Annotated in this window: 24 protein-coding genes; 17 read left to right on the top strand and 7 right to left on the bottom strand. The window is 65.8% G+C overall.

Translation table 11 applies throughout. The annotated features are described in order from the left end of the window. Positions 1-2: 2 nt before the first annotated feature. The 5 genes from speB (at position 3) to BMZ21_RS03725 (ending at position 4042) form a co-directional block, all read left to right on the top strand. A complete protein-coding gene (gene speB / locus BMZ21_RS03745; RefSeq protein ID WP_091829846.1) occupies positions 3-959 on the top strand; it encodes an agmatinase in 957 nt (318 codons plus the stop codon). A gap of 205 nt (positions 960-1164) precedes the next feature. Then, complete coding sequence (locus BMZ21_RS03740; RefSeq protein WP_244543680.1) at positions 1165-1569, top strand: P-loop nucleotide/nucleoside kinase family protein; 405 nt, start codon at positions 1165-1167, stop codon at positions 1567-1569. 247 nt (positions 1570-1816) lie between these two features. After that, positions 1817-2749, top strand: a complete 933-nt coding sequence (gene argC / locus BMZ21_RS03735) for an N-acetyl-gamma-glutamyl-phosphate reductase (protein ID WP_091829844.1) — start codon at positions 1817-1819, stop codon at positions 2747-2749. Between the two features lie 135 nt (positions 2750-2884). Beyond that, positions 2885-3100: a hypothetical protein gene (locus tag BMZ21_RS03730; protein WP_091829842.1), complete on the top strand. Its 216-nt coding sequence runs from the start codon at positions 2885-2887 to the stop codon at positions 3098-3100. Positions 3101-3301: 201 nt separating this feature from the next. Further along, positions 3302-4042, top strand: coding sequence for an alpha/beta fold hydrolase (locus BMZ21_RS03725; protein ID WP_091829840.1), 741 nt, complete (start codon positions 3302-3304; stop codon positions 4040-4042). Positions 4043-4117: 75 nt separating this feature from the next. On the opposite strand, the gene BMZ21_RS03720 is transcribed toward BMZ21_RS03725, so the two are convergent. Next, positions 4118-4966 (bottom strand): fumarylacetoacetate hydrolase family protein, encoded by an 849-nt coding sequence (locus BMZ21_RS03720; protein ID WP_091829838.1) that lies wholly within the window; start codon positions 4964-4966, stop codon positions 4118-4120. A gap of 465 nt (positions 4967-5431) precedes the next feature. Here BMZ21_RS03720 and BMZ21_RS03715 point away from each other — a divergent pair, with 465 nt between their 5' ends. Then, positions 5432-6790: an OmpP1/FadL family transporter gene (locus tag BMZ21_RS03715; RefSeq protein WP_091829836.1), complete on the top strand. Its 1359-nt coding sequence runs from the start codon at positions 5432-5434 to the stop codon at positions 6788-6790. A 194-nt stretch (positions 6791-6984) separates the two neighbouring features. On the opposite strand, the gene BMZ21_RS03710 is transcribed toward BMZ21_RS03715, so the two are convergent. Then, positions 6985-8733, bottom strand: a complete 1749-nt coding sequence (locus BMZ21_RS03710; RefSeq protein WP_244543709.1) for a PHA/PHB synthase family protein — start codon at positions 8731-8733, stop codon at positions 6985-6987. A 251-nt stretch (positions 8734-8984) separates the two neighbouring features. Here BMZ21_RS03710 and BMZ21_RS03705 point away from each other — a divergent pair, with 251 nt between their 5' ends. The 4 genes from BMZ21_RS03705 to BMZ21_RS03690 all read left to right on the top strand — a co-directional run bounded on the left by BMZ21_RS03705 (position 8985) and on the right by BMZ21_RS03690 (position 11981). Further along, entirely contained in the window at positions 8985-9287 is a 303-nt protein-coding gene (locus tag BMZ21_RS03705; RefSeq protein ID WP_091829832.1) for a hypothetical protein, read from the top strand. Positions 9288-9362: 75 nt separating this feature from the next. After that, entirely contained in the window at positions 9363-9980 is a 618-nt protein-coding gene (locus BMZ21_RS03700; RefSeq protein ID WP_091829830.1) for a glutathione S-transferase family protein, read from the top strand. 152 nt (positions 9981-10132) lie between these two features. Then, complete coding sequence (locus BMZ21_RS03695; RefSeq protein WP_091829828.1) at positions 10133-11353, top strand: LL-diaminopimelate aminotransferase; 1221 nt, start codon at positions 10133-10135, stop codon at positions 11351-11353. Between the two features lie 196 nt (positions 11354-11549). Next, positions 11550-11981, top strand: a complete 432-nt coding sequence (locus tag BMZ21_RS03690; protein WP_091829826.1) for a hypothetical protein — start codon at positions 11550-11552, stop codon at positions 11979-11981. Positions 11982-11988: 7 nt separating this feature from the next. Here the strand turns inward: BMZ21_RS03690 and BMZ21_RS03685 are convergent, their stop codons facing one another. After that, entirely contained in the window at positions 11989-12525 is a 537-nt protein-coding gene (locus tag BMZ21_RS03685) for a peroxiredoxin-like family protein (RefSeq protein ID WP_091829824.1), read from the bottom strand. A gap of 68 nt (positions 12526-12593) precedes the next feature. Between BMZ21_RS03685 and BMZ21_RS03680 the strand changes: the two genes are divergently transcribed. Continuing rightward, positions 12594-13370 carry a helix-turn-helix transcriptional regulator gene (locus BMZ21_RS03680; protein ID WP_091829822.1) on the top strand — a complete coding sequence of 259 codons (777 nt, stop codon included), beginning with the start codon at positions 12594-12596 and terminating at the stop codon, positions 13368-13370. Between the two features lie 9 nt (positions 13371-13379). Here the strand turns inward: BMZ21_RS03680 and BMZ21_RS03675 are convergent, their stop codons facing one another. Continuing rightward, positions 13380-14282, bottom strand: a complete 903-nt coding sequence (locus tag BMZ21_RS03675; RefSeq protein WP_244543679.1) for a hypothetical protein — start codon at positions 14280-14282, stop codon at positions 13380-13382. On the opposite strand from BMZ21_RS03675, the gene BMZ21_RS03670 reads away from it, so the two are divergent. Both BMZ21_RS03670 and glpX read left to right on the top strand, forming a co-directional pair. Next, positions 14281-15621, top strand: coding sequence for a homoserine dehydrogenase (locus BMZ21_RS03670; RefSeq protein WP_091830581.1), 1341 nt, complete (start codon positions 14281-14283; stop codon positions 15619-15621). The genes BMZ21_RS03675 and BMZ21_RS03670 overlap by 2 nt on opposite strands. Before the next feature lie 95 nt (positions 15622-15716). Then, positions 15717-16715 (top strand): class II fructose-bisphosphatase, encoded by a 999-nt coding sequence (glpX, locus tag BMZ21_RS03665; RefSeq protein ID WP_091829820.1) that lies wholly within the window; start codon positions 15717-15719, stop codon positions 16713-16715. Positions 16716-16796: 81 nt separating this feature from the next. On the opposite strand, the gene BMZ21_RS03660 is transcribed toward glpX, so the two are convergent. Then, positions 16797-17471: a GntR family transcriptional regulator gene (locus tag BMZ21_RS03660; protein ID WP_091829818.1), complete on the bottom strand. Its 675-nt coding sequence runs from the start codon at positions 17469-17471 to the stop codon at positions 16797-16799. A 174-nt stretch (positions 17472-17645) separates the two neighbouring features. Between BMZ21_RS03660 and dctP the strand changes: the two genes are divergently transcribed. From dctP to BMZ21_RS03640, 4 genes are all read left to right on the top strand, one after another. Next, positions 17646-18629: a TRAP transporter substrate-binding protein DctP gene (dctP, locus tag BMZ21_RS03655; protein ID WP_091829816.1), complete on the top strand. Its 984-nt coding sequence runs from the start codon at positions 17646-17648 to the stop codon at positions 18627-18629. Between the two features lie 102 nt (positions 18630-18731). After that, positions 18732-19250: a TRAP transporter small permease gene (locus tag BMZ21_RS03650; RefSeq protein ID WP_091829814.1), complete on the top strand. Its 519-nt coding sequence runs from the start codon at positions 18732-18734 to the stop codon at positions 19248-19250. After that, positions 19247-20542 (top strand): TRAP transporter large permease, encoded by a 1296-nt coding sequence (locus BMZ21_RS03645; protein ID WP_091829812.1) that lies wholly within the window; start codon positions 19247-19249, stop codon positions 20540-20542. The genes BMZ21_RS03650 and BMZ21_RS03645 overlap by 4 nt, the downstream gene beginning before the upstream one ends. A 19-nt stretch (positions 20543-20561) precedes the next feature. Next, the gene (locus BMZ21_RS03640) at positions 20562-20996 is read left to right on the top strand and encodes a type II 3-dehydroquinate dehydratase (RefSeq protein ID WP_091829810.1); all 435 of its coding nucleotides are present in this window, start codon (positions 20562-20564) and stop codon (positions 20994-20996) included. 9 nt (positions 20997-21005) lie between these two features. Here the strand turns inward: BMZ21_RS03640 and BMZ21_RS03635 are convergent, their stop codons facing one another. Further along, positions 21006-21731: an RlmE family RNA methyltransferase gene (locus BMZ21_RS03635; RefSeq protein ID WP_091830579.1), complete on the bottom strand. Its 726-nt coding sequence runs from the start codon at positions 21729-21731 to the stop codon at positions 21006-21008. Continuing rightward, entirely contained in the window at positions 21728-22828 is a 1101-nt protein-coding gene (locus BMZ21_RS03630) for a Ppx/GppA phosphatase family protein (RefSeq protein WP_244543678.1), read from the bottom strand. The genes BMZ21_RS03635 and BMZ21_RS03630 overlap by 4 nt, the downstream gene beginning before the upstream one ends. Between the last annotated feature and the right edge of the window lie 194 nt (positions 22829-23022).

Raw genomic sequence — 23022 nt, 5'->3', positions numbered from 1 at the left:
AGATGACCGAACCTGCCGAAACCCCGACGATCGACCACGCCTTCACCGGCGACCGCAAGGGGCCGGCCCACGACCCGACCTATGCCGGCGCGCTCTCCTTCATGCGGCGCCGCTACAGCAAGGACGTCGCCGGCTGCGATGCCGTGGTCTGGGGCGTGCCCTTCGATCTTGCGGTCTCGAACCGGCCCGGCACCCGCTTCGGACCGCAGGCTATGCGCCGGGTCAGCGCGATCTTCGACGGCGATGCGCAATACCCCTCGCGGATTGACCCGTTCGAGACGCTCGCCGTGGTCGACTATGGCGACTGCCTGCTGCCGCGCAGCGACCTGCAGGGGTGCGCCCGCGCCATCGAAAACGAAGCGGCGGCGATCATTGCCAGCGGTGCCCAGCTCGTCACCCTCGGCGGCGACCATTTCATCACCTTGCCGCTGCTGCGCGCCCATGTCGCCCGCCATGGCAAGCTCGCCATCGTCCAGTTCGATGCCCATCAGGACACCTGGGACGACGGCGTCGGCGCGATCAGCCACGGTACCTTCGTGCTCGAGGCGGTGCGCGAGGGGCTGATCGACACCGAGCGCTCGATCCAGGTCGGCATCCGCACAGTCGCGCCGCGCGATTGCGGGATCACGGTGATCGATGCCTATCAGGCGCATGCGCTCGGCGTCGACGGCATCGCCGCGCGGATCAGGGAGCGCGTGGGGCAGGGGCCGGCCTATCTCACCTTCGACATCGACGCGCTCGATCCGGCCTTCGCGCCGGGTACCGGCACGCCGGTCGCCGGCGGCTTCTCTTCGGCGGAAGCGCTGCGCCTGGTCTGGGCGATCCGCGATCTCGACTTCCGCGGCATGGACATCGTCGAGGTCTCGCCGCCCTACGACCATGCCGATGCGACCGCGATCGCGGGCGCGGCGGTGGCGCAGCACTATCTCCAGGCGCTGGCGCTGAAGAAGGCGGGTTGAATCGAGTTGCGAGGCGCTTGAATCATCCCGACAAGGATAAGCATCAAGCGCTTTCTACGACTGGAAAAATCAGCCTCGAACGAGCGGGGACATCCGTGCTGATCGTCTTCAGTGGACTTCCCGGCACGGGCAAGACGACTCTTGCCCGCGAGCTCGCGACGAGGCGGTCGGGGCTTATCTGCGCATCGACAGCATCGAGCACGTGATGCGCAAGGCACTGCCGGGCAACGACATCGGCGCAGCGGGCTACACTATGGCCTTCGCTATCGCCGGCGAGAACCTTTCGCTCGGCGTCGCCGTCGTGGCCGATTGCGTGAACCCGGTCGCCGAGAGCAGGGCGGCATGGCGCCAGCTTGGTCGCGCCTCGGCCGTGCCGCATCTCGACATCGAGGTCGTCTGTTCCGACAAGGCGGAGCATCGCCGCAGGGTCGAGCAGCGGCAGCCCGATATTCCGGGATTTGTCCTCCCGGACTGGGCTTCGGTGGAGACACGTGATTATCAGCCCTGGACGGGCGACCGGCTGATCGTCGACACGGCTGTCCTTTCGGTCGAGGACGCCCTGCGCCTGATCGAGGACCGACTGGCGTCCTTGGTGTACAGCGCCGATTGACAGGCCGCCAGGCAGGGAACATATAGCCCCGGCATGACCACGAACCCGACCCGACGTCGCAGTGAACAGGCCGCTCCGGCGCGCACGCGATGACGCTCGGCTTCCAGCCCGAACGCCCGCGACCGCGCCCCGAGCGCGGTTTTTTTATGCCCGTCGCAAAACTGATGTCCGCTCTTGCGACAAGGCCAAGTTCCAGAGCCAGCCAACCAGTTCCGTCCGCTTCCACCAGACGCCTTGCGAGGGTCCGATGAGCCAGAACCTGAAATCCATCTTCATCGACGGCGAAGCCGGCACGACCGGGCTCGGAATCCGCGAGCGTCTCGCCGATGTGGCGGAAGTCGTGGTCAAGAGCATCGATCCCGACAAGCGCAAGGACCCTGCCGCCCGCAAGGCGATGATGGCCGATGTCGATCTCGTCGTGCTCTGCCTGCCCGACGATGCGGCCAAAGAATCCGTCGCGCTCGCTGACGAGCTCGGCAGCAGCGCGCCGAAGATCGTCGACGCCTCGACCGCCCATCGGGTCGCAGCCGGCTGGACCTATGGCTTCGCCGAGCTCGAGCCGGGTTTCGCCCAGAAGGTCGCCAACGCCAACCGGGTTGCCAATCCCGGCTGCTACCCCACCGGCGGCATCGCGCTGCTGCGCCCGCTCGTCGATGCCGGGCTGCTGCCGGCCGACTATCCCGTTACCGTCAATGCGGTCTCCGGCTATTCCGGCGGCGGCAAGAGCATGATCGAGGCCTATGAGGCCGGCACGGCGCCCGATTTCGAGCTCTACGGCCTCGGTCTCAAGCACAAGCACCTGCCCGAGCTGCAGGTCTATTCGCGGCTGGAGCGGCGGCCGATCTTCGTGCCTTCGGTCGGCAATTTCCGGCAGGGCATGCTGGTTTCAGTGCCGCTGCATCTCGACACGCTGCCCGCCAAGCCGACGCCTGCCGATCTCGAAGCGGCCTTGGCCGAGCGCTATGCCGGCTCGACCTATGTCGGCGTCCTGCCGGCGGAAGCTGGCGGCAAGCTCGAGCCGGAGGCCCTCAACGACACCAACAAGCTCGAGCTGCGCGTTTACGGCAATGCCGATCTCGGCCAGGCCGTGCTCGTCGCCCGCCTCGATAATCTCGGCAAGGGCGCGTCCGGCGCCGCTGTCCAGAACATCCGCCTGATGCTCGGCCTGCCGGAGGGCTGACGCCAGCCTCCAGGTCCGCTCGAATCCTGCCCTCGCTCATGGCGAAACAATGGCTGCACCCCCCAAATGGGGGATGCGGCCATGTCTGCTTGCGATCATAGCTGAGTCAGGCGGCAGGAGAGCGGGGGCGATTCGATGCCGGGATTCGATACGTTGGGGGCGCGCCTCGCGCGCAGCCGGCGCAGGTTTGAGCGCAAGCGCGCCGGGGTGAACATCGAGCGGCCGGCTCAGGACGGGCTCGATCTCGCCGTCCGGCGAGACGGTGCGTCTGACACCCCGGCCGGCGTGCCGATGACGGCATCGGCGAAAGTGCTCAAGTTTCCAAGCCCGGATGGGCGTCTCAGAGACTGAAGCAGCCGTGCCAGGGTACGGCTGCCAGCGCTGCCGGGGTGAGGTCGAACAGCCCCGGCAGCGCTTTTTCTTGCGACCTGTCCAGGCCAGATCCGGTCCAGGATCCTCCGTCGGGCGGTCTTGCCCCCATAGTCGGAAAGCTATCGTCGGAAAATGAGGAGAAGGCTTGTCGTGCAAGGGCTCTCTTAGACATTGCGAGCAATGCGGCGCCGCGCGCTCGTACCATTGCTCTCGGCTGCGGTCGCGCTCGGCGCGATGGCGCCCGCCTCGGCGTTCGACCTGCGCAGCGCGGGCGTGGTGCTCATCCACGGCAAGGCAGGTGGGCAAGGTCCGCTCCAGCCCTTGGCCCAGGCGCTGAAGGCGCGCGGCGCGACCGTCCTGCTGCCGAGGATGCCCTGGACGTCCGGCTACAGGACCTATGACCAGACGCTCGGGGAGGTGCAGGCTGCCGTCTCGCGGCTGAAGGCCGGTGGAGCGTCCCGGATCGTGCTCGCCGGGCATAGCCTCGGCGCCAACATCTCCATGGGCTATGCCGCTCGCGTCGGCGGCGTCGACGCGGTGGTGGCGCTGGCGCCGGGGCATCGCCCGGACTTCATCGCCAGCCAGACCGGCGAGAGTCTTGCGCAGGCCAGGGCGATGGTCGCGGCCGGGCAGGGGGCGCAGAAGGCGAAGTTCCTCGACTTCAACCAGGGCCGGACCTTCCCCATCACCACCACGGCCGAGGCCTATCTCAACTTCTTCGATCCCTCGGGGCCGGCAGCCCAGGCTGCCCAGGCGAGCGGTGTCCGCGCTCCGACGCTCTGGGTGATCGGCACGGGCGATCGCCCAGCGATGAACGATCGCGCCGCTTATTCCGGCACGCGCCTCGTCGTCGAGGCCGACCATCAGACGACACCACGCGTCGCGGTGGCCGAAGTGATCGACTGGCTGCAGAAGCAGTAGGCGCGCGGCCTGCCGGGATTGAAAAGGGCGCTGCCGGAGGCCCGGCAGCGCCCTTCACGTCTGCGCAGGATAGCGTCAGCCTGCGTAGGGCTTGAAGAGCTGCTTCTGCGTGCCTAGGCCCTCGATGCCGAGGGCGACGGTCTCGCCACCCTTGAGGAAACGCGGCGGCTTGAAGCCGAGGCCGACGCCGGGCGGGGTGCCGGTGGTGATGACGTCGCCTGGATCGAGCTGCATGAACTGGCTGATGTAGTGGACGAGATAGGCGGCGCCGAAGATCATCGTCTTGGTCGAGCCGTTCTGGACGCGCTCGCCGTCGACTTCGAGCCACATGGCGAGATTCTGCACGTCGGCGATCTCGTCCGGGGTGACCAGCCAGGGGCCGAGCGGGCCGAAGGTCGGACAGCCCTTGCCCTTGGCCCATTGTCCGCCGCGCTCGGTCTGGAATTCGCGCTCGGAGACGTCGTTGCAGACGCAGAATCCGGCGATCGCCGCCATCGCGTCCTTCTCGTCGATGTAGGAGCCGCCATCGCCGATCACGATGGCGAGCTCGACCTCCCAGTCGGTCTTCTTCGAGTTCTTCGGGATGATCACGTCGTCATTGGGGCCGACGATGCAGTTCGGCGCCTTGTTGAACAGGATCGGTTCGGCAGGGATCGGCGCGCCGGTCTCGGCGGCGTGGTCGGCGAAGTTGAGGCCGACTGCGATGAAATTGCGGACATCGCCGACGCAGGCGCCGATCCGCGGCGAGCCCTCGACCAGCGGCAATGATTCGGGGGAGAGGGCCTTCAGCTTGGCGAGCGAAGCGGATTTGAGCGCTGCGCCGGCGAGGTCGGAGACATGCGCCGAGAGATCGCGCAGCTTGCCGGCAGAGTCGACAAGGCCGGGCTTCTCCTGACCAAATGCACCGTAACGAACCAGTTTCACGTCGTTTCCCCCTTTTCAATCGTTTCAAACAGGGTTTGTAAGGTTAGACCCAAGGTCGCGCCGATCCTGTGCGGACTGCCCCTGCGATGCAAGCCCGGCGCGACGCATGCCATACTTGCGGGCGGACCGGGAGTTGTGGCGCTTATGCAACGCTCGTCACGAAAGCGCGCCCGAACTCGGCGCTGGCGGGTAAGGCTATGCTGCGGCGCACAATGGCGAAACCCGCGATAGTTCGCATCTAAACTATCTTTTCGGGCGCTGGCTTTGCCGCAGGAGGCGCGAAACGCGGTCATTTTGCACGTTTTTGGCCCTGCCGATGCGGAAAGCCGATCGAGCATGGCGATTTGAAGGCGGTCAAGGCGGGATTGCGGCGTAATCCGGCAGGCGGCATGGTGATGACAGATTCCGCGGCCTGCTTCGCCGCAACCACCACAACAAGAACCTCAGCCTGGGGAAGACGCCGCGATGAAGAGCCTTCTGAAACTCACCGCCGCCGCCACTGTCTCGCTTTCGGCGCTGCTGGCGGCCGGCGCGGCTTCGGCGAGCTCCTTCGCGATCCGCTCGGGCCAGAGCGCCGAAGGTCTCGGCATGGCCTATGCCGGCGCGGCGGCGGGCGGCATCGGCATGGGCTCGATGGCCTGGAACCCGGCGACGATCACCATGTTCCCGGGCCGCAACAGCCAATGGAACTTCACCTATCTCTATGCCAACGGCGACTATCAGCCGACTTCGACGACCACGGTGCGCACCCCTGCGGGCGCCACGGTTCCGATCCAGGCCGCCGGCGGCAGCACCCTCGGCACCGGCAATATCGGCGGCGACGGCTCCTTCATCCCGGCCTCCTATTCCTCCTGGCAGCTGACCGACCGGTTCTGGATCGGTCTTACCACCGGCGCGCCGTTCGGCCTGCGCTCGAAGCCCGACAACCAGGTCAACGCGGCGCAGGTCTTCGGCCGCTCGGCCAAGGTGCAGACGATCAACGTCTCCCCGACCATCGGCTACAAGGTCAACGACTGGCTCTCGATCGGCGCGGCGCTGCAGGTCCAGTATTTCAAGGCCAGCCTGAAGCAGGCCAACGGCGTCACTGCGGCCGCGACGCCGATCATCATCCAAGGCGACACGATCGATTTCGGCTATCGCTTCGGCGCCACGCTGACCCCGCTCGACGGCACGACGATCGGCCTGGCCTACCGCTCCTCGGTCAAGCAGACGCTGGAAGGCAGCCTGCGGAGCGCGGCGACCGGCTACATTCCGGTCAAGGCCAACCTGAACCTGCCCGACTCGGTCGTGCTGGGTGTTTCGCAGGTCATCAACGACCAGTGGCAGGCCCATCTCGGCGTGGAGTGGACTAATTGGAGCCGCTTCCGCAACATTCCGGTCGTGACCCGCGCCGGTGGCGTCCCGCTCACCAGCCTGAACTTCCAGTATGACGACAGCTGGTTCTTCTCGGGCGGTGTCGAGTACAAGTACAGCCGCGACCTGACGCTCCGCGCCGGTGTGGCCTACGAGCTCTCGGCCGTGAACGACGACAACCGCCAGATCTTCATCTCGGACAACGACCGGCTCTGGCTCAGCGCCGGTCTGAGCTACCAGCTCACCGAGAAGTTCAAGCTCGACGTCGGCTACACCTATATCCACGTCAACAAGGCCAAGGTGAACTACACCGGGAACAATCCGCAGCAAGTCTTCAATCCGTCGCTGCGGGCGGTGTCCTATACCGGCCAGGCCGAGCCTTACATCCACATCGTCTCCGCCGCTCTGACCTATCGCTGGGACAACCCGGCCGAGACGATCCCAGTCCGCCCGGTCGTTCGCAAGAACTGATCGGCGCTTCCACGACGCTGAAAAGCCGGCCTTCGGGCCGGCTTTTTTTGTCGAGGTGAAAGGGAGGGCCGGCAGAGGGCAGGAACTGCGGCCGGATGCCGGCTTCATCCGGAGCCATCCTCGTCATCCCGGATCTGCGCGGCTTCGCCGCTTGTCTAGGATGACGGAGCGGTTCCGAGTAGAATCCGTAAGCTCTAAGCCTTGATCTTCACATAGCTCCCCGGCGCGTCCTCGAGCGCGGGCAGGGGCCCCTCGCCGGGGATACGCGGCTTGACGCGCTTGGGCGCCTGCTTCTCAAGCCAGCCGAGCCAATGCGGCCACCAGGAGCCGGGGTGCTCTTCGGTTTTCTTCATCCAGTCCTCGAAGGCGCCCTCCGGTTTCGGGCCGGTCCAGTACTGGTACTTCACCTTGTTCGGCGGATTGACCACGCCGGCGATGTGTCCGGACCCGGCCATGACATAGTCGACCGGGCCGCCAAAGGTCTGCGAGCCCAGGAAGACCGATTTCGCCGGAGCGATATGGTCCTCGCGCGTCGCCAGATTGTAGACGGGTATCTTCACCTTCTTGAGGTCGAGCCGCTTGCCGCCGAGGCGCATCTCGCCCTTGCTCAGCTTGTTCTCGAGATAGCAGTTGCGCAGGTAAAAGGAGTGGTTCGCCGCCGGCATCCGGGTCGAATCCGAATTCCAGTAGAGCAGGTCGAACGGGGTCGGCGCCTTGCCTTTCAGGTAGTTGTTGACGGCATAGGACCAGATCAGGTCGTTGGGCCGGAGCATGTTGAAGGCGCCCGACATGCGCGAGCCGTCGAGATAGCCGCGCTCGGCCATCTGCTCCTCGACGGCGCGGATCTGCTCCTCGTCGACGAAGACCGAGAGCTCGCCGGCGTGGCTGAAATCGACCTGCGTGGTGAAGAAGGTCGCGCTGGCGATGCGCTTGTCCCGGGTTGCCGCCATATAGGCCAGGGTCACGCCGAGCAGCGTGCCGCCGACGCAGTAGCCGATCGTCGAGACCTGTTTCTCGCCGGTGACCTGTTCGATCGCCTCCAGTGCAGCGAAGATGCCCTCGCGCATATAGCTCTCGAAATCCTTGAGCGCGTGGCGGTGGTCCGGGTTGACCCAGGAGATGCAGAAGACCGTCAGCCCCTGCGAGACGCACCAGCGGATGAAGCTCTTCTCGGCATTGAGATCGAGGATGTAGAACTTGTTGATCCAGGGCGGCACGATCAGCAGCGGCCGTTTCAGCACGGTCTCGGTCGCCGGCGCGTACTGGATCAGCTCGATGATGTCGTTGCGGTAGATGACCTTGCCGGGCGTCGTCGCGATGTTGACGCCGACCTGGAAGGCGCCGGCATCGGATTGCCGGATCTTTAGTTCGCCGCCGCCGGCCTCGACGTCCTCGGCCAGCATCTTCATGCCGCGCACCAGGTTCTCGCCGTTCTGCGCCATGGTCTCGCGCAGCAGCTCGGGATTGGTCGCGACGAAGTTGGAGGGCGAGAGGGCGCCGGCGATCTGCTTGACGTAGAAGCGGGCCTTGTCACGCGTATGCGGGTCGAGCTCGTCCGCCTGCTCGACCATGCCTTCGGCCCAGCGCGTCGTCAGCAGATAGGCCTGCTTGACGAAGTCGAAGACGGGATGGCTGTCCCACTCCGGATCGGCGAAGCGTGCATCTCTTTTCTCGGGGGCGATCACCGGCTCGACCTGCTCGCCGCCAAGGCGCTTCAGGGTCGAGCTCCACAGGGAGAGGAAGTCGCTGGTGATCGCGCCCTGCGCCTCGATGATCTTCTGCGGGTCGCTGACCCATCGCTCGGCGACGCGGCCGAGCACCTTGACCATTTCGCTGGCTTCGTCGGCCTGGCCGGTCTTGGCCTCGCCGCGCTCGATCGGCTTCAGATAGGCGGCGGTCACCTTGCCGGCCTGCTCGACCAGCTTGCCCATGTTCTGCGCCATCGCTTCGAAATCGGGAACGGCCGGGAGCTCGGCGAATGGCGCTTCAGCAGGCTTTGGCCCGGCTTTGCCCTTCTCGTCAGCTGGCGGACACATGATGGCGCTCCCCTTGGTAGCCTTACGCAGGAGTTGCACTCCCCATTTTGGACCCATTAAGGACCTAACCGGTATGAGTGACAAAGAAATTTTGCGGAAGCAGGGCGATGGCTGACAGGCGGACTCAAATCTCGCTCAGGGCGGCTGGACTGGTTCTCATGGTCGGAGCCGGCCTCGGAGGCTGCGAAGCCACGCGCGGCGTGGCTGAAATGGCCGATCTCGCCACCAAACCTGGCGAGCCCAAGCCTTTCGTCACCGAGACCCGGCCGCAGGATCCGAAATATATCCCGATCGGCACCACCGTCTCGCGGCCGGCCAAGCGCAAGACCGTCGACGAGTTCAAGAAGCTCGAGGCCGAGTTGGAAGCCAAGCGAATCTCCAACGACGCTGCCGGCGCGCAGGCGCAGAGCCTCGGCAAGGTCCTGCCGCCGCCGGCGCCACCGCCGCAGCCTAAGGAGTGAAGGCGGCGGGCACGGAACGCTTGCCTAGCGTCACCCGGATCAATCCAATGACGGCTCCTCGGTGGAGCGCCCGCGATGATCCTGATCGGCCAGTATGATTCGCCTTTCGTGCGCCGCGTCGGCATCGCCCTGACGCTCTATGAGTTGCCCTTCGAGCACCGGCCCTGGTCGGTTTTCGGCGACGGCGACAGGATCGCGCCGCTCAATCCGCTGGTTCGCGTGCCGACATTCGAGCTCGATGACGGGCTCGTGCTGGTCGAGAGCCATGCCATCCTCGATTATCTCGACGGCTTCGTTCCGCCCGAGCTTGCCCTGTTCCCGCGTACGGAGCCGGGCCGTCACAGGGCCTTGCGCGTCGCGGCACTGGCGATCGGGCTCGCCGAGAAGGCGGTGAGCCTGTTCTACGAGCTGCGATTGCACGACCAGGTTTCCGAGGTCTGGGCCGGGCGCTGCCGCTCCCAGATTCTGGGTGTCCTTGCCGCTCTCGAGCGCGAGCGTGCCGAGCGTAACGGCGACTGGTGGTTCGACGATCGGATCGGCCATGCCGATGCCTGCGCGCTGCGCTTTGCCGGCGAGGCGCATCCCGATCTCGTGGTCCTCCGTGACCATCCGGCATTGGAGGCTCATTCCGCGCGCTGCGAAGCGCTCGACGTGTTCAAGACGATCAGTCAGCCCTTCATTCCGCCGGCTTGAAGCGTTGCAGCAATGCGGCATGCGCTGCTGTTCGCTGAATCTTGCGTTTTTTCTGCTGTTGGGGCGGAAGCTGCGGTGGTAAGGCATCGCAACGCAAGAATGTGATTTGCCGCGCGCGAGGGTGCGGCGATCCGCAAGGACCTGTTGTCGAGATGACCGATTTCCACCGCATCAAGCGCCTGCCGCCCTATGTTTTCGAACAGGTCAACAAGATCAAGGCTGCCGAGCGCGCCAAGGGCGTCGACATCATCGACCTCGGCATGGGCAATCCCGATCTGCCGGCGCCCAGGCATGTCATCGAGAAGCTGGTCGAGACCGCCGGCAAGCCGCGCACCGATCGCTATTCCGCCTCGAAGGGCATCTCCGGCCTGCGCCGCGCCCAGGCGCATTACTACCAGCGCCGCTTCGGCGTGACTCTCAATCCCGACACGCAGGTCGTCGCCACGCTCGGCTCGAAGGAAGGCTTCGCCAATATGGCGCAGGCCATTACCGGTCCCGGCGACGTCGTGCTCGTGCCCAATCCGAGCTACCCGATCCATGCCTTTGGCTTCCTGATGGCGGGCGGCGTGATCCGCTCCGTCCCGGCCGAGCCGACGCCGGCCTTCTTCCCGGCGCTCGAGAGGGCGATGGCGCATTCGGTGCCGAAGCCGATCGCGCTGGTCACCTGCTATCCGGCGAACCCGACCGCCTATACCGCCTCGCTCGATTTCTACCGCGACCTCGTCGCCTTCGCGAAGCGGCATGAGCTGATCCTGCTCTCCGACCTCGCTTATGCCGAGGTCTATTTCGACGAGAATGATCCGCCGCCCTCGATGCTTCAGGTGCCGGGCGCCATCGACGTCGCCGTCGAGTTCACCTCGATGTCGAAGACCTTCTCCATGGCCGGCTGGCGCATGGGCTTTGCCGTCGGCAACGAGAAGCTGCTGGCGGCGCTGGCGCGGGTGAAGTCCTATCTCGACTACGGCGCCTATACGCCGATCCAGGTCGCGGCCGCGGCGGCGCTGAACGGTCCCGACGACTGCATCCGCGAGATGCGCGAGATCTATCGCAAGCGCCGCGACGCGCTGGTCGAGAGCTTCGGCAAGGCCGGCTGGGAGTTCCCGGCGCCGCAGGCCTCGATGTTCGCCTGGGTGCCGATTCCCGAGAAGTTCCGCCATCTCGGCTCGCTGGAGTTCTCCAAGCTGCTGATCGAGAAGGCCGAAGTCGCTGTCGCGCCTGGCATCGGCTTCGGCGAGCATGGCGACGACTATGTCCGCATCGCCATCGTCGAGAACGAGCAGCGCATCCGCCAGGCGGCGCGCAATATCGGCCGTTTCCTGAAGAGCGCCGACCAGACCCTGCACAACGTCATCCAGATGCCGAAGGCGGGGTAGGGCGGAAGCGTCCCGCCATCGTCATTGCGAGCGTAGCAAAGCAATCCAGAAGGTCGCGCTCTGCGGCTCCTGGGTTGCTTCGTCGCTGTGCTGCTCGCAATGACGCTTGGGCGGTGTTGCGCGCCGGCACTGGACCGGGCCGCCGAAACATGGGAACCCAGCACCGAGGGCGGATAGCAGGGATAAAGAGCGCATCATGGTCTCGAAGGGCCGGTTGATCGGGATCATGTTCGGCCTGTTCGCGCTGGTCTGCCTGTTCGCGACCTATGATTTCTCGCGTGGCCGCACCACCGACACCGACTCACCCCTCATCGCCGACGTCCTGACCGCCTCGCGCGCCAAGGAATGCGGCCGCGACGCGACTGAGATCGCCGGCAAGTATTTTCCGGTGGGCATGGGCCGGGCCGAGGCCGAGCAATTGCTGGCGCAGACCGTGATCCGGGCACCGAAGCCCTGGTTCTGGAAGCCGATCGACGAGAATTCGACCCAGGCGGACGGCGACAGCGTCGAGGCGTTGCGCACCATCAAGATCACCGCTTTCGGCAACCAGCTGCTGCGGCTCTATCTCGGCTTCGAGAACGGCAAGGTCCACAAGCTCGCCGCCGAAGTCGTCTGCCGCTTCGAATAGGCGGCTTTTAGGCCGTCGCAACCACCTCGCCACGCGCCGGATAGTCGTTCTTGATGACGAAATCGAGTGCTGCGACCATCTCGGCAAAGTTCGGTCGCACGAACGGCATCGACTGGACGGAGAGGTAATAGAGCGTCCGGTCCGGGCGCACGAGGAATATGCCGGGCTCGGAGAACAGCGCCGGCTCCTCGATGCCGATCGAGGTCTTGCCGCGCGAGGCGGAGATGTAGAGCCCCCATTCGCGGGCCGTCTCCAGCGCCAGCCCGTAACCGATCCGCAGCCGGTCCGCGCCGATCTTCCGTGCCATCTCGCCGGCGCGCTCCGCGCCGTCGCTGCTGACCGCGATCGTCTCGACACCCCGGCTGGCGAAGTCCGGCGTCAGCCGCTCGAGTTCCTTCAGGTAGTTGGCGCAGATCGGGCAGTGCAAGCCCCGGTAGAAGCAGACGAGCGTAAAGCGTTCCGGCTCCGCCTCCCATAGGTCGAAACGACCTTGCCCGAGGGTCTCGACGGAAAGGGTTGGTACGAGCTGACGTGGAATAAGCATTGAGAGAGCCTCTAGGGTTGCGAGTTCTCCCAGATTGCATATTATCAGGCATGAAAAGTTCCAATCGCATGATCGAAAGTCCCGATGCTCGGCGCGATCGCCTGTCGAGCTTCTTCGCTGCGTTCGATGTCATGGCGGAACAGGCTGCGCCAGAAGCCGCCAATCTGCTACTGACTGGGCGAGAAGGGGACCTGCGCTCGCTGGTGTTCCTGCCGCATGCAAAGGTGACGGCGACGCTTGGCGAAGAGGTGCTGGCCGCGGTGAGGATCGACTTTGGCGGGCCGGCCAACCCGCTGATTGCAGCGCTGCCGGAACGGGTCGAGCTTGCACTCGACGCGGCGCCGGCGATGCGAACGGTCGCCGATCTGCTGGCGGCAGAGGCGGCAGCCCGGCGATGTGGGCGGCAGATCGCCCTCGACAACATTTGCAGGCTGCTCCTGCTCCTGCTTCTGCGCCATCTGATCGACGAGGGCTCGACCCGGCCGGGGCTGCTGGCAGGGCTGTCGCACCCGCAGCTGTTTCCAGCGCTGGTAGCGATGCAGGAGGCGCCGGCCCATGGCTGGAGCGTCGACGAGCTCGCCGCGATCGCCGGCATGTCGCGGACGCGGTTCATGGCCTTGTTCCCGCGTGTGCTGGGCACCACGCCGATGGCGCATCTGGCGCATTGGCGGATGGTGCTGGCACGGCGCGAACTCGAACGTGGCGGCCGCGTCAAGCTGGTCGCGCGGCGCATCGGCTATGGCAGCGCCGCCGCTTTCTCCCGCGCCTATCAGCGAACGTTCGGCGAGCCCCCTATCGTTCTGAGGCCGCCAACGCGTCGCGCTGCCGCATCCGGCTCGCTTTGAGGTGCAGCATCAATGCCGCCGCAACAGCCGCTTCAGTGGGCTGTCGGCATGCGGATCGAGATAGTGCAGGATCGCGGTGGAGCGGATCGTATCGGGGTCGCACGCTTCGTTGGTATGGATCGAGCGGTAGCCATTGAACAGGTAGAGGCCGCCCGGCTTCAGCTTGAGATGTCTGATGCTGCGATGGCCCCGGCGATAGAGATGCCGCAGCGCCGCTTGCGAGAGCGGATTGTCCAGCAGGATCTTGTCGAGGAAGTTCGTCGCGTAGCTGGCACGCAGCTTGCGGGTGTTGGGGATGATCAGCAGGTCCCCGCTCTGGCCGCGCTCGGGCATCAGGATCGGGATCAATGCTGTGAGCAGGTAGGAATCATAGTGGAAATTCAGCGAGTTGGCCGCAGCTCTCTCGCCGGAGAGGCAACGCAGGATCTGGTAGAAGGACGGCTGCGGCGCGGGCTTGCCCATGCTGCTCTGATAGATGCCGCGGCACAGCGTCAGGAAGTCGGAATCTTCCGGCCAGCGTTTCAGGAAGGTTCCGTCCAGACGTTCGGGCCCGGCGATCGCCAAGTAGTTTCCGCCATTGCCGCTGACCGCGCGCCTGACGAAATCCTGGGCTTCCTGCAAATCGCCAGGCGGAACATAGTCGTCGATCACCGCGAAGCCCTCGCGATCGATCTGTGCTGCGATGAGCGCGGGGTCGGGCAGGGGCGCTACAGGCGCGCTATCGGCAACTTCAATGGCGTCTGTCGGAAGGGCAGGCATCGGCATCGCAATCCTCCACCCGGGAAAGCGCTCGCTGCGGCTCGCGTTTCTCAATGGAAGCAAAATCCGTGCCCGGAGGTTGAACTGTCGCTCACAGTGCTTTGCCGCCGTTGACTCCCCGCGCGCCTCATGCGACCCCCGCGCCATGACCATGCACGCTGCTTCTTCCGAGATCAGGCCCCTGCGCGTCGGCATCGCCGGCCTGGGAACAGTCGGCGCGGCGGTCGCCGGCATTCTGAAGCGCCAGGAGAATGCGCTCGCCGCGCGCTGTGGCCGGCCGATCCGCGTGACGGCGGTCTCGGCCCGTAATCGCAATCGCGACCGCGGCATCGATCTTTCCGGCTTTGCCTGGTTCGACGATCCGGTCGCGCTCGCCGCGTCCCCCGAGATCGATTGCCTGGTCGAGCTGATCGGCGGCTCTGACGGCCCAGCGAAGACGGCGGTCGAGACCGCGCTTTCCGCCGGCAAGCATGTCGTCACCGCCAACAAGGCGCTGCTAGCCGCCCATGGCGTCGCGCTCGCCGAACTCGCGGAGGCCAATGGCGCGGCGCTCGCCTTCGAGGCCTCCTCGGCCGGCGGCATCCCGGTGGTGAAGACGCTGCGCGAGGCACTCTCGGGCAACAATGTCAGCCGGCTCTACGGCATCCTCAACGGCACCTGCAATTACATCCTCTCGCGCATGGAGCTTGAGGGCCTGACCTTCGAGGCCTGCCTGAAGGACGCGCAGCGCCTCGGCTATGCCGAAGCCGACCCGACCTTCGACGTCGAGGGCTTCGACACCGCCCACAAGCTCGCCATCCTGACCAGCCTCGCCTTCGGTACGAAGATCGACGCCGAAGCGATTCATGTCGAAGGCATTTCCTCGATCACGCCGCTCGACCTGAAGATGGCCGACGAACTCGGCTACCGGATCAAGCTGCTCGGCGTCGCCGAGCGGACCAAGACCGGCATCGAGCAGCGCGTGCACCCGACCATGGTGCCGAAGTCGTCGGCGATCGCGCAGGTGATGGGCGTCACCAACGCGGTGACCATCGACGCCGATGCCGTGCGCGAGATCACTTTGGTCGGTCCTGGCGCCGGCGGCGGCCCGACCGCCTCGGCGGTGATCGCCGATATCGCCGACGTCGCGCGCGGCACCGCCGGCCAGCCCTTCGGCATGCCTGTCGCCCGCCTGGAACAGCCGACACGCGCCCCGATGCAGCGTCACGAGGGCGGCTACTATATCCGTCTCGCCGTCGCCGACCGCCCCGGCGCGGCCGCCGCGATCGCGACCCGGATGGCGCAGGCCGATATCTCGCTTGAAAGCATCGTCCAGCGCCGCTCCGAGATTGCTGCCCAGCGCGACCCCGGCGGGCGCTCCGGCGCACCGGTTCCGGTCGTGCTGATCACCTACGCCACCAGCGAACAGGCCATCCGCGGCGCCCTGGAGAAGGTCAGCGCCGACGGTCACATCGCAGAAGCGCCGCAAGTCATCCGCATCGAGCGGGAATGAGTGTGAAAGGCTGGGTCGCCCACGGCTTAGCCTTATCATCGCCAATCCGTTCGCTATTCACCTCGGCCATCCGCTAACGCGCTCAGGGAGTCCCCATGTCCGTCGATCTCCGCATCTCGCCCGACCAGATCATCGAGCGCTATCTCTCGATGGAGCTGGTTCGCGTCACCGAGCGCGCCGCCGTCGCCGCCGCCCGCCTGCGTGGTCATGGCGACGAGAAGGCGGCCGACCAGGCCGCGGTCGACGCGATGCGGCGCGAGCTCAACCGCCTGCCGATCGACGGCGAGATCGTCATCGGCGAGGGCGAGCGCGACGAGGCGCCGATGCTCTTCATCGGCGAGAAGGTCGGCAACAAGCAGGGCCCGAAGGTCCACATCGCCGTCGACCCGCTCGAGGGCACCACGCTCTGCGCCAAGGACATGCCAGGCTCGATCGCGGTGATGGCGATGGCCGGCGCCGGCCAGTTGCTCTACGCCCCCGACGTCTACATGAACAAGATCGCGATCGGCCCGGGCTATCCGCAGGGGATCGTCGATCTCGACGCCTCGGCCGCGGACAACATCAACGCGCTCGCCCGCGCCAAGGGCGTCAAGCCGCACGAGATCAACACGCTGATCATGGACCGGCCGCGCCACGAGAAGCTCATTGCTGAAGTTCGCAAGACCGGCGCCTCGATCCGCCTGATCACCGATGGCGACGTTGCCGGCGTGATCTTCTGCACCGAGCCGGAGAAGACCGGCATCGACCTTTATCTCGGCATCGGCGGCGCGCCGGAAGGTGTGCTCGCTGCGGCGGCGCTGCGCTGCGTCGGTGGCCAGATGCAGGGCCGCCTGATCCTCGACACCGAGGAGAAGCGGGCACGCGCCGCGACCATGGGCGTCAAGGACCCGAACAAGAAGTACGACATGTCGGAGATGGCCTCGGGCGACGTCATCGTCTGCGCCACCGGCGTCACCGATGGCGGCATGCTCTCGGGTGTGCGCTTCGGGCCCGAGGTGATAGAGACCGAGACGATCGTCTATCGCTCGATCACCGGCACGGTCCGCCGCATCTATGGCGAGCATCGCGAGCTGTCGAAGTTCCAGCTCGACTGAGCTCTGGAGCTGTTACAACTGCAAAGCCCGTTCCGCAAAAGCCGCGGCGCGGGCTTTGTTATTGAGCCGACCTGCGCCGCTTCAGCCTTGCAGGGTGCCGCCGGCGAGGGTGTGCTCGACGCAGGCGTTGATATGCGTTGCCAGGACAGCGGTGGCACGCGCGATGTCGCGCCGCATCGCGCAGTCGAGCAGGATCTGGTGCTCCTGCGCCGCCGCCTCGCCGCGGAAGATCACCGCGACCATCTGATAGCGCAGATAGCGGTCATAGACCGAGGCGTGCGTCTCCATCAGCACCTGCGAGCCGCAGGCCGAGATCAGCGCGTGATGGAATTCCCAGTCATAGCGCTTCCAGAGTTCCGGATCGGCGCGATCATTGTCGAGCATCCGCTTTTCCATCAGGGCGAGCTTGTGATGGGCGGCGACGACGCGGCCCTCCCATTCCATGTCACCGGCCGTGAAGGATTGCGCCAGCGCGTGTCCCTCCAGCAGTAGCCGCAGCGCCGCGATCTCGCTCAGATTACTGGCGGAGACCGGCGCGACCATGAAGCCCTTCTGGCCCTCGGCCTCGACCAGCCCTTCCGAAGAGAGCCGGTTCAGGATCTCGCGCAGCGTGCTGACGCTGGTGCCGTAGGTCTCGCGCAGGTCGTCGAGCTTGAGCCGCTGCGCCGGTACCAGCCGCCCGAAGACGATGTCGGCGCGGATCCGGCGATAGGCCAGCTCTCCGATCGAGGCGGTCGGCGGGGCGTAATTCAGCATGCGTGATCCGTGGCAAGTGCGGCAGAGGGAGCATCCTAGCTGCCGAGCGGAGGAGGCACAATTATTATGGCAAAATTGAAATCATCGGAGGAAATCGAAAATACCTGTTGATTGCTGATATGCGCTTGGGCATGGTCTGCTTCGAAGCGGGCCAACCCGCACGGGAGGAACGGCATGAAACACGGTATCGACAGGCGTGCGCTTCTGGTGGCCGGCGGCGCTCTTGCGCTGACGGGTGGTGCCGCGCTCGCACAGGGCAAGCCGAATCTGCGATTTTCAGCGGTTTTCTCGGAGCAGGACATCCGCGCCGAGATGATGAAGCGCTTCGCCGAGGCCATCAAAGACGACTTCGCGCTGCAGCCCTATTACGGCGGCAACCTGTTCAAGCAGGGCACCGAGCTCGTCGCCATGCAGCGCAACAACCTCGAAATGGGGAACATCGCGCCGCAGGACGTCTCGAACCAGATTCCGGCCTGGTCGATCGTGACGTCTGCCTATCTCTTCCGCGATGCCGACCACCTCAAAAAGGTCTTCGCCAGCGATGTCGGCCGCGATCTCAAGAAGATCGCCGAGGACAAGCTCAACATCAAAATTCTCGGCCCGACCTACTTCGGCGCCCGCCAGGTCGGCCTCAAGCCGAAGAAGAAGATCAGCACCCCGGCAGATCTCGCTGGCGTCAAATTGCGCATGCCCGGCGGCGACGCCTGGCAATTCCTCGGCCAGTCGCTTGGCGCCAACCCGACGCCGATGGCCTATGCCGAGGTCTATACCGGCCTGCAGAGCGGCGCGATCGACGGGCAGGACAATCCGCTGCCAAACGTCCAGAACATGAAATTCTACGAGGTCTCCTCGCAGATCGTGCTGACCTCGCATCTCGTCGGCTTCGACCTGCTCTGCGTCACCAAGCGCGTCTGGGACGGGATGGATGCGAAGAAGCAGGCCGCCTTCCAGGCCGCGGCTGACGCCGCGATCGACTGGAGCACCAAGGAGCACCTGGCCAAGGAGGCCGAGCTGGTCGACTTCTTCAAGAAGCAGGGGCTTGAGGTCTATACGCCCGATCTCAAGGCCTTCCGCGACTTTGCCCAGAAGAAGTACCTGGAATCAGAGCTCGCCAAGGGCTGGGTGCCCGGCATGCTCGACAAGATCAACGCGCTCTAGCGTTTCGCTAAGCTTGAGCGACCGAGGTCTAGCGCCGGTCCTTCGGGGGCGGCGTGGCCCGCCGACGGAGGGGCCGGCGGGCCGAATTTCACCGGAGGGGCGATGCTGAACTCGCTGAAAGCACTCGGCGCCTTCATGGCGCGCCGGGCCGAGAACCTGCTCGCGCTGATGCTGGGGGCGATGTTCCTCGTCTTCCTGGTGCAGATCGTCTTCCGCTATCTGCTCAACTTCCCGATTGGCTGGACCCATGAGATCAGCGTGATCCTCTGGCTCTGGCTGGTGCTGTTCGGCGCAGGCTTCGTGCTACGCGAGAGCGAGGAGATCCGCTTCGACATCATCTATGGCGCGGTCGGGCCAGGTCCGCGCCGGCTGATGGCGCTGATCACGTCGGTCGCGCTTGTCGTGCTCTACGTGATCTCGCTGCCGGCGATGGCCGATTACGTCGCCTTCATGAAGGTCGAGCGCACCGCCTATCTGAAGATCCCGTTCAACTGGGTCTATGCGATCTACATCGCCTTCGCGGTCGGCGCGATCATCCGCTATCTCTGGCTCGGCTTCAGCGCCTTGCGCGGCAAGGCGCCCGAGGCCTTCGATCCCACCAAGGCGGGCTCGGGCGTATGAGCACGCCGTTCTCCCTCGCCATCCTCGCCATCGTCACGCTGTCGCTGCTCGGCCTGCCGATCGGCCATGCCATGATCGCAGGCTCGATCCTCTACCTGCTCGTCGCCGGACAGGATCTCTCGATCGCCGCCGAGCAATTGCTCAACGGCATGTACACCAACTACGTCATTCTCGCCGTGCCGCTCTTCATCCTGGCGGCGGAACTGATGAACATCGGCTCGATGACGGAACGGCTGCTGCGCTTCTGCGACGCGCTGGTCGGTCGCTTCAGGGGCGGGCTCGCCCATGTCAACATCGTCCAGAGCGTGATCTTCGCCGGCATGTCGGGCTCGGCCATCGCCGACGCCGCCGGCACCGGCCGGATGATGCAGGCGATGATGACCAAGGACGGCAAATACCCGCCCGCCTTTGCTGCGGCGCTGACCGCTGCCTCCTCTGTGATCGGACCAATCATCCCGCCCTCGATCCCGATGGTGCTCTATGCGCTGGTCTCGGACGCCTCGATCGGCTTCCTTTTCCTCGGCGGGGTCATTCCCGGCCTGCTGATGGCGCTGGCGCAGATGACGATCGTCGCCTCGGCGGCAAAACGGCGCGATTTCCCGGTCGAGCCGCCTATCCCCTTGCGGCAACTGCCCGGGATCACCTGGCGCGCCTTTCCGGCGCTGATGATGCCGGTCGTGCTGCTGGGCGGGATCTATGGCGGCGCGACGACGCCGACCGAGGCTGCCGCGGTCGCCGCCGCCTATGCGCTCGCCGTCTCGGTGCTGCTCTATCGCAGCGTCAGCTTTCGCGCCTTCTACGGTTCGCTCGCCTACAGCGCCCGCACCACCGCCTCGATCGGCATGCTGATCGCCGGAGCGCTGGTCTTCAACTACGTCGTCACCATCGAGAACATTCCCGACAGCCTACGCGTGCTGCTGGCCGGCTGGAACCTGTCGCCGCTCGGCTTCCTGATCCTGGTCAACGTGCTGCTGCTGATCCTCGGCTGCCTGCTCGAAGGCACCGCGATCCTGCTCATCGTGGTTCCGGTGCTGATCCCGACCGCCAAGGCGCTCGGCATCGACATGGTGCATTTTGGCGTGGTCGTCGTCGTCAACATCATGCTGGGTCTGATCACGCCGCCCTACGGCCTGCTGCTCTTCATCATGACCAACATCGCCGAGGTGCCGCTGCGCCTGATCGTGCGCGAGTGCATGCCCTTCCTCGGCGCCATGCTGGTCGCACTGGCGCTGATCACCTTCTTCCCCAGCCTCGTGCTCTGGCTGCCGCGCCTGATGGGCTACCAGGGCTGACAGGACAGGACCCCCAACCGTGAGCAAACCGATCTACGTCCTCAACGGCCCCAATCTGAACCGGCTCGGCACGCGCGAGCCGCAGATCTACGGCTCGACCACGCTCGCCGAGATCGAGACGATGTGTCGAGCGACGGCCGGCGGGCGCGAGATCGTCTTCCGCCAGAGCAATCGCGAATACGAGCTGATCGACTGGATCCACGAGGCGATCGATCAAGGCGAAGCGATCGTGATCAACCCCGCCGCCTATTCATTCACCTCGATCGCGATCCTCGACGCCCTGAAGATGTTTCCCGGGCCGATCGTCGAGTTGCACATCTCCAACATCCACCGGCGCGAGCCGCACTACCACAAATCCTATGTCTCGCTGGCGGCGACGGCGGTCATCGCCGGGCTCGGCCCGCAGGGCTATGTGGTGGCGGTCAAGGCGGCGATCGATCTCGCGAGCCGATAGGGCTCGACGTCAACCGAGCTCGCTGTCGTCCGCAGACTCGGCCTTGCGCCGAAAGCCGGTCGCCAGCACGTAGAGTTCGGAGGAATCGGCCCGACTCGCTGCTGGCTTGATGTTGCGCACCTGGGCGAAATCGCGCTTCAGCTCCGCCAGCAGCCCGGCCGTGTCGCCACCCTGGAAGAGCTTGGCGAGGAAGAAGCCGCCCGGTGCCAGCACGCTGTTGGCGAATTCGAGCGCCGCCTCGGCGAGGCCGATGATCCGCAGATGGTCGGTTTTCTTGTGGCCGGTGGTGTTTCCGGCCATGTCGGACATCACGCCGTCGGCCTTGCCGCCGAGCTTTTCCGTCAACAGGGCAGGAGCTTCCTCCGCCATGAAGTCGAGCTCGATCAGCTCGACATGCGGGATGAGGTCGACCGGCAGGAGATCGATGCCAACGATCCGGCCCTTGCCGTTCTCAAGCCCGATCTTGGCCCCTGCGACCTGGCACCAGCCGCCCGGCGCGCAGCCGAGATCGACCAGCTTCTGGCCGGTTTTGAGGAACTTGTAGCGCTCGTCCATCTCGGCGAGCTTGAATGCCGCGCGCGAGCGATAGCCCATTTCGCGCGCCCGCTTCACATAGGGGTCGTTCAGCTGGCGCTCGAGCCAGAGCTGCGAGGAATGGCTGCGCTTGGCGGGCTTCTTGACCTTGATGCGCAGGTCGCGTGCGCCACCGCCGCTGCCGGATTTTGTTGTCGTCATTGCCTTCGGCGCCACCAGGCGCGATCCTCGTGCATCATCCTGAGCAGGATGCCTTCGCGCAGGCCGCGATCGGCGATGCGCACCTTCGGGCTCGGGAAGGCCCGCCGGATCGCCTCGAAGATGGCGCAGCCGGCGAGCACCAGATCGGCCCGCTCGCGGCCGATGCAGGCATTGGCCTGACGCTGGGCATAGTCCATCGCGACGAGTTCGTCGATGACGCTGCAGATGTCCCGATCCTGCATCCACAGCCCGTCGACCTGCCGCCGGTCATAGCGCGGCAGGCGCAAATGGATGCCGGCGACGGTGGTGACGGTACCGGAGGTGCCGAGCAGGTGGAAATTCGGCGCATTCCGCGCCGCCGCCGCCTTTGCTGCAAACGGCGCCAGCGCCTCGCTGCAATCGGTGACCATGCGCTCGAACTTCTCGCGCCCGACCTCGATGCCGCCATAGCGCTCCGCCACCGAGACCACGCCGATCGGCAGCGAGGCCCATTCGCGGATGCGGGAGGCGGGGTCGCGCCCGGCCTCGCGTCCGCCGAGCCAGACGATCTCGGTGGAGCCGCCGCCGATGTCGAAGACGATGACTGCGCCGGCTTCCGGTGCCGCCAATGCAGCGCAGCCGGTGACGGCGAGCGAGGCTTCCGTGCGCTGGTCGACGATCTCGAGTTCGAGCCTTGCTTCCTCGCCCACGCGGCGGACGAACTCGATACCATTGGTCGCAGCCCGGCAGGCTTCTGTGGTGATCAGGCGGGCCCGGGTGACGCCGCGATGGTCCATCTTGCTCTTGCAGACCTTGAGAGCTTCGACCGCCCGATCCATCGCGTCGTCGCAAAGCTTCCCGCTGGCGCCGAGTCCCTCGCCGAGTCGCACGATCCGCGAAAACGCGTCGACGACCCGGAAGCCGTGCTGGGCCGGCCGGGCGATCAGCAGACGGCAATTGTTGGTGCCGAGATCGAGCGCGGCGTAAGTGGTCGGATGAGGGCGCTGGAACGGGGCCGGAGCGAAACGAACCGCATCCGGCGGCGCGGGCCGCTCGCCCGGTAGAGGGACCACCGCCACGAGGGGGCGGTCGGAATCCTGGCGGTCTTCGACCGTCACTGGCTAACCCTTCGCCGGTCAGGACCGTCATGGTGGCCCGCCGGAGTCCAGCAAGAAGCTGGAACGTTTCCATTCGAAGGGCAGCGTAACAACAGCACGCGGCCCCTGCCAAGCGGAACCTGTGGCGAAACTGCGGCATGGTCGGCGGCGCTTGCCTGTGTCCCGTCTTCGCGGCAAAGCTCGCCTCGACCGGC

The organism is Allobosea lupini (genome assembly GCF_900109525.1).
GTDB classification, from domain to species: Bacteria; Pseudomonadota; Alphaproteobacteria; order Rhizobiales; family Beijerinckiaceae; genus Allobosea; species Allobosea lupini.
This window is presented reverse-complemented; position numbering and strand designations above follow the sequence as displayed.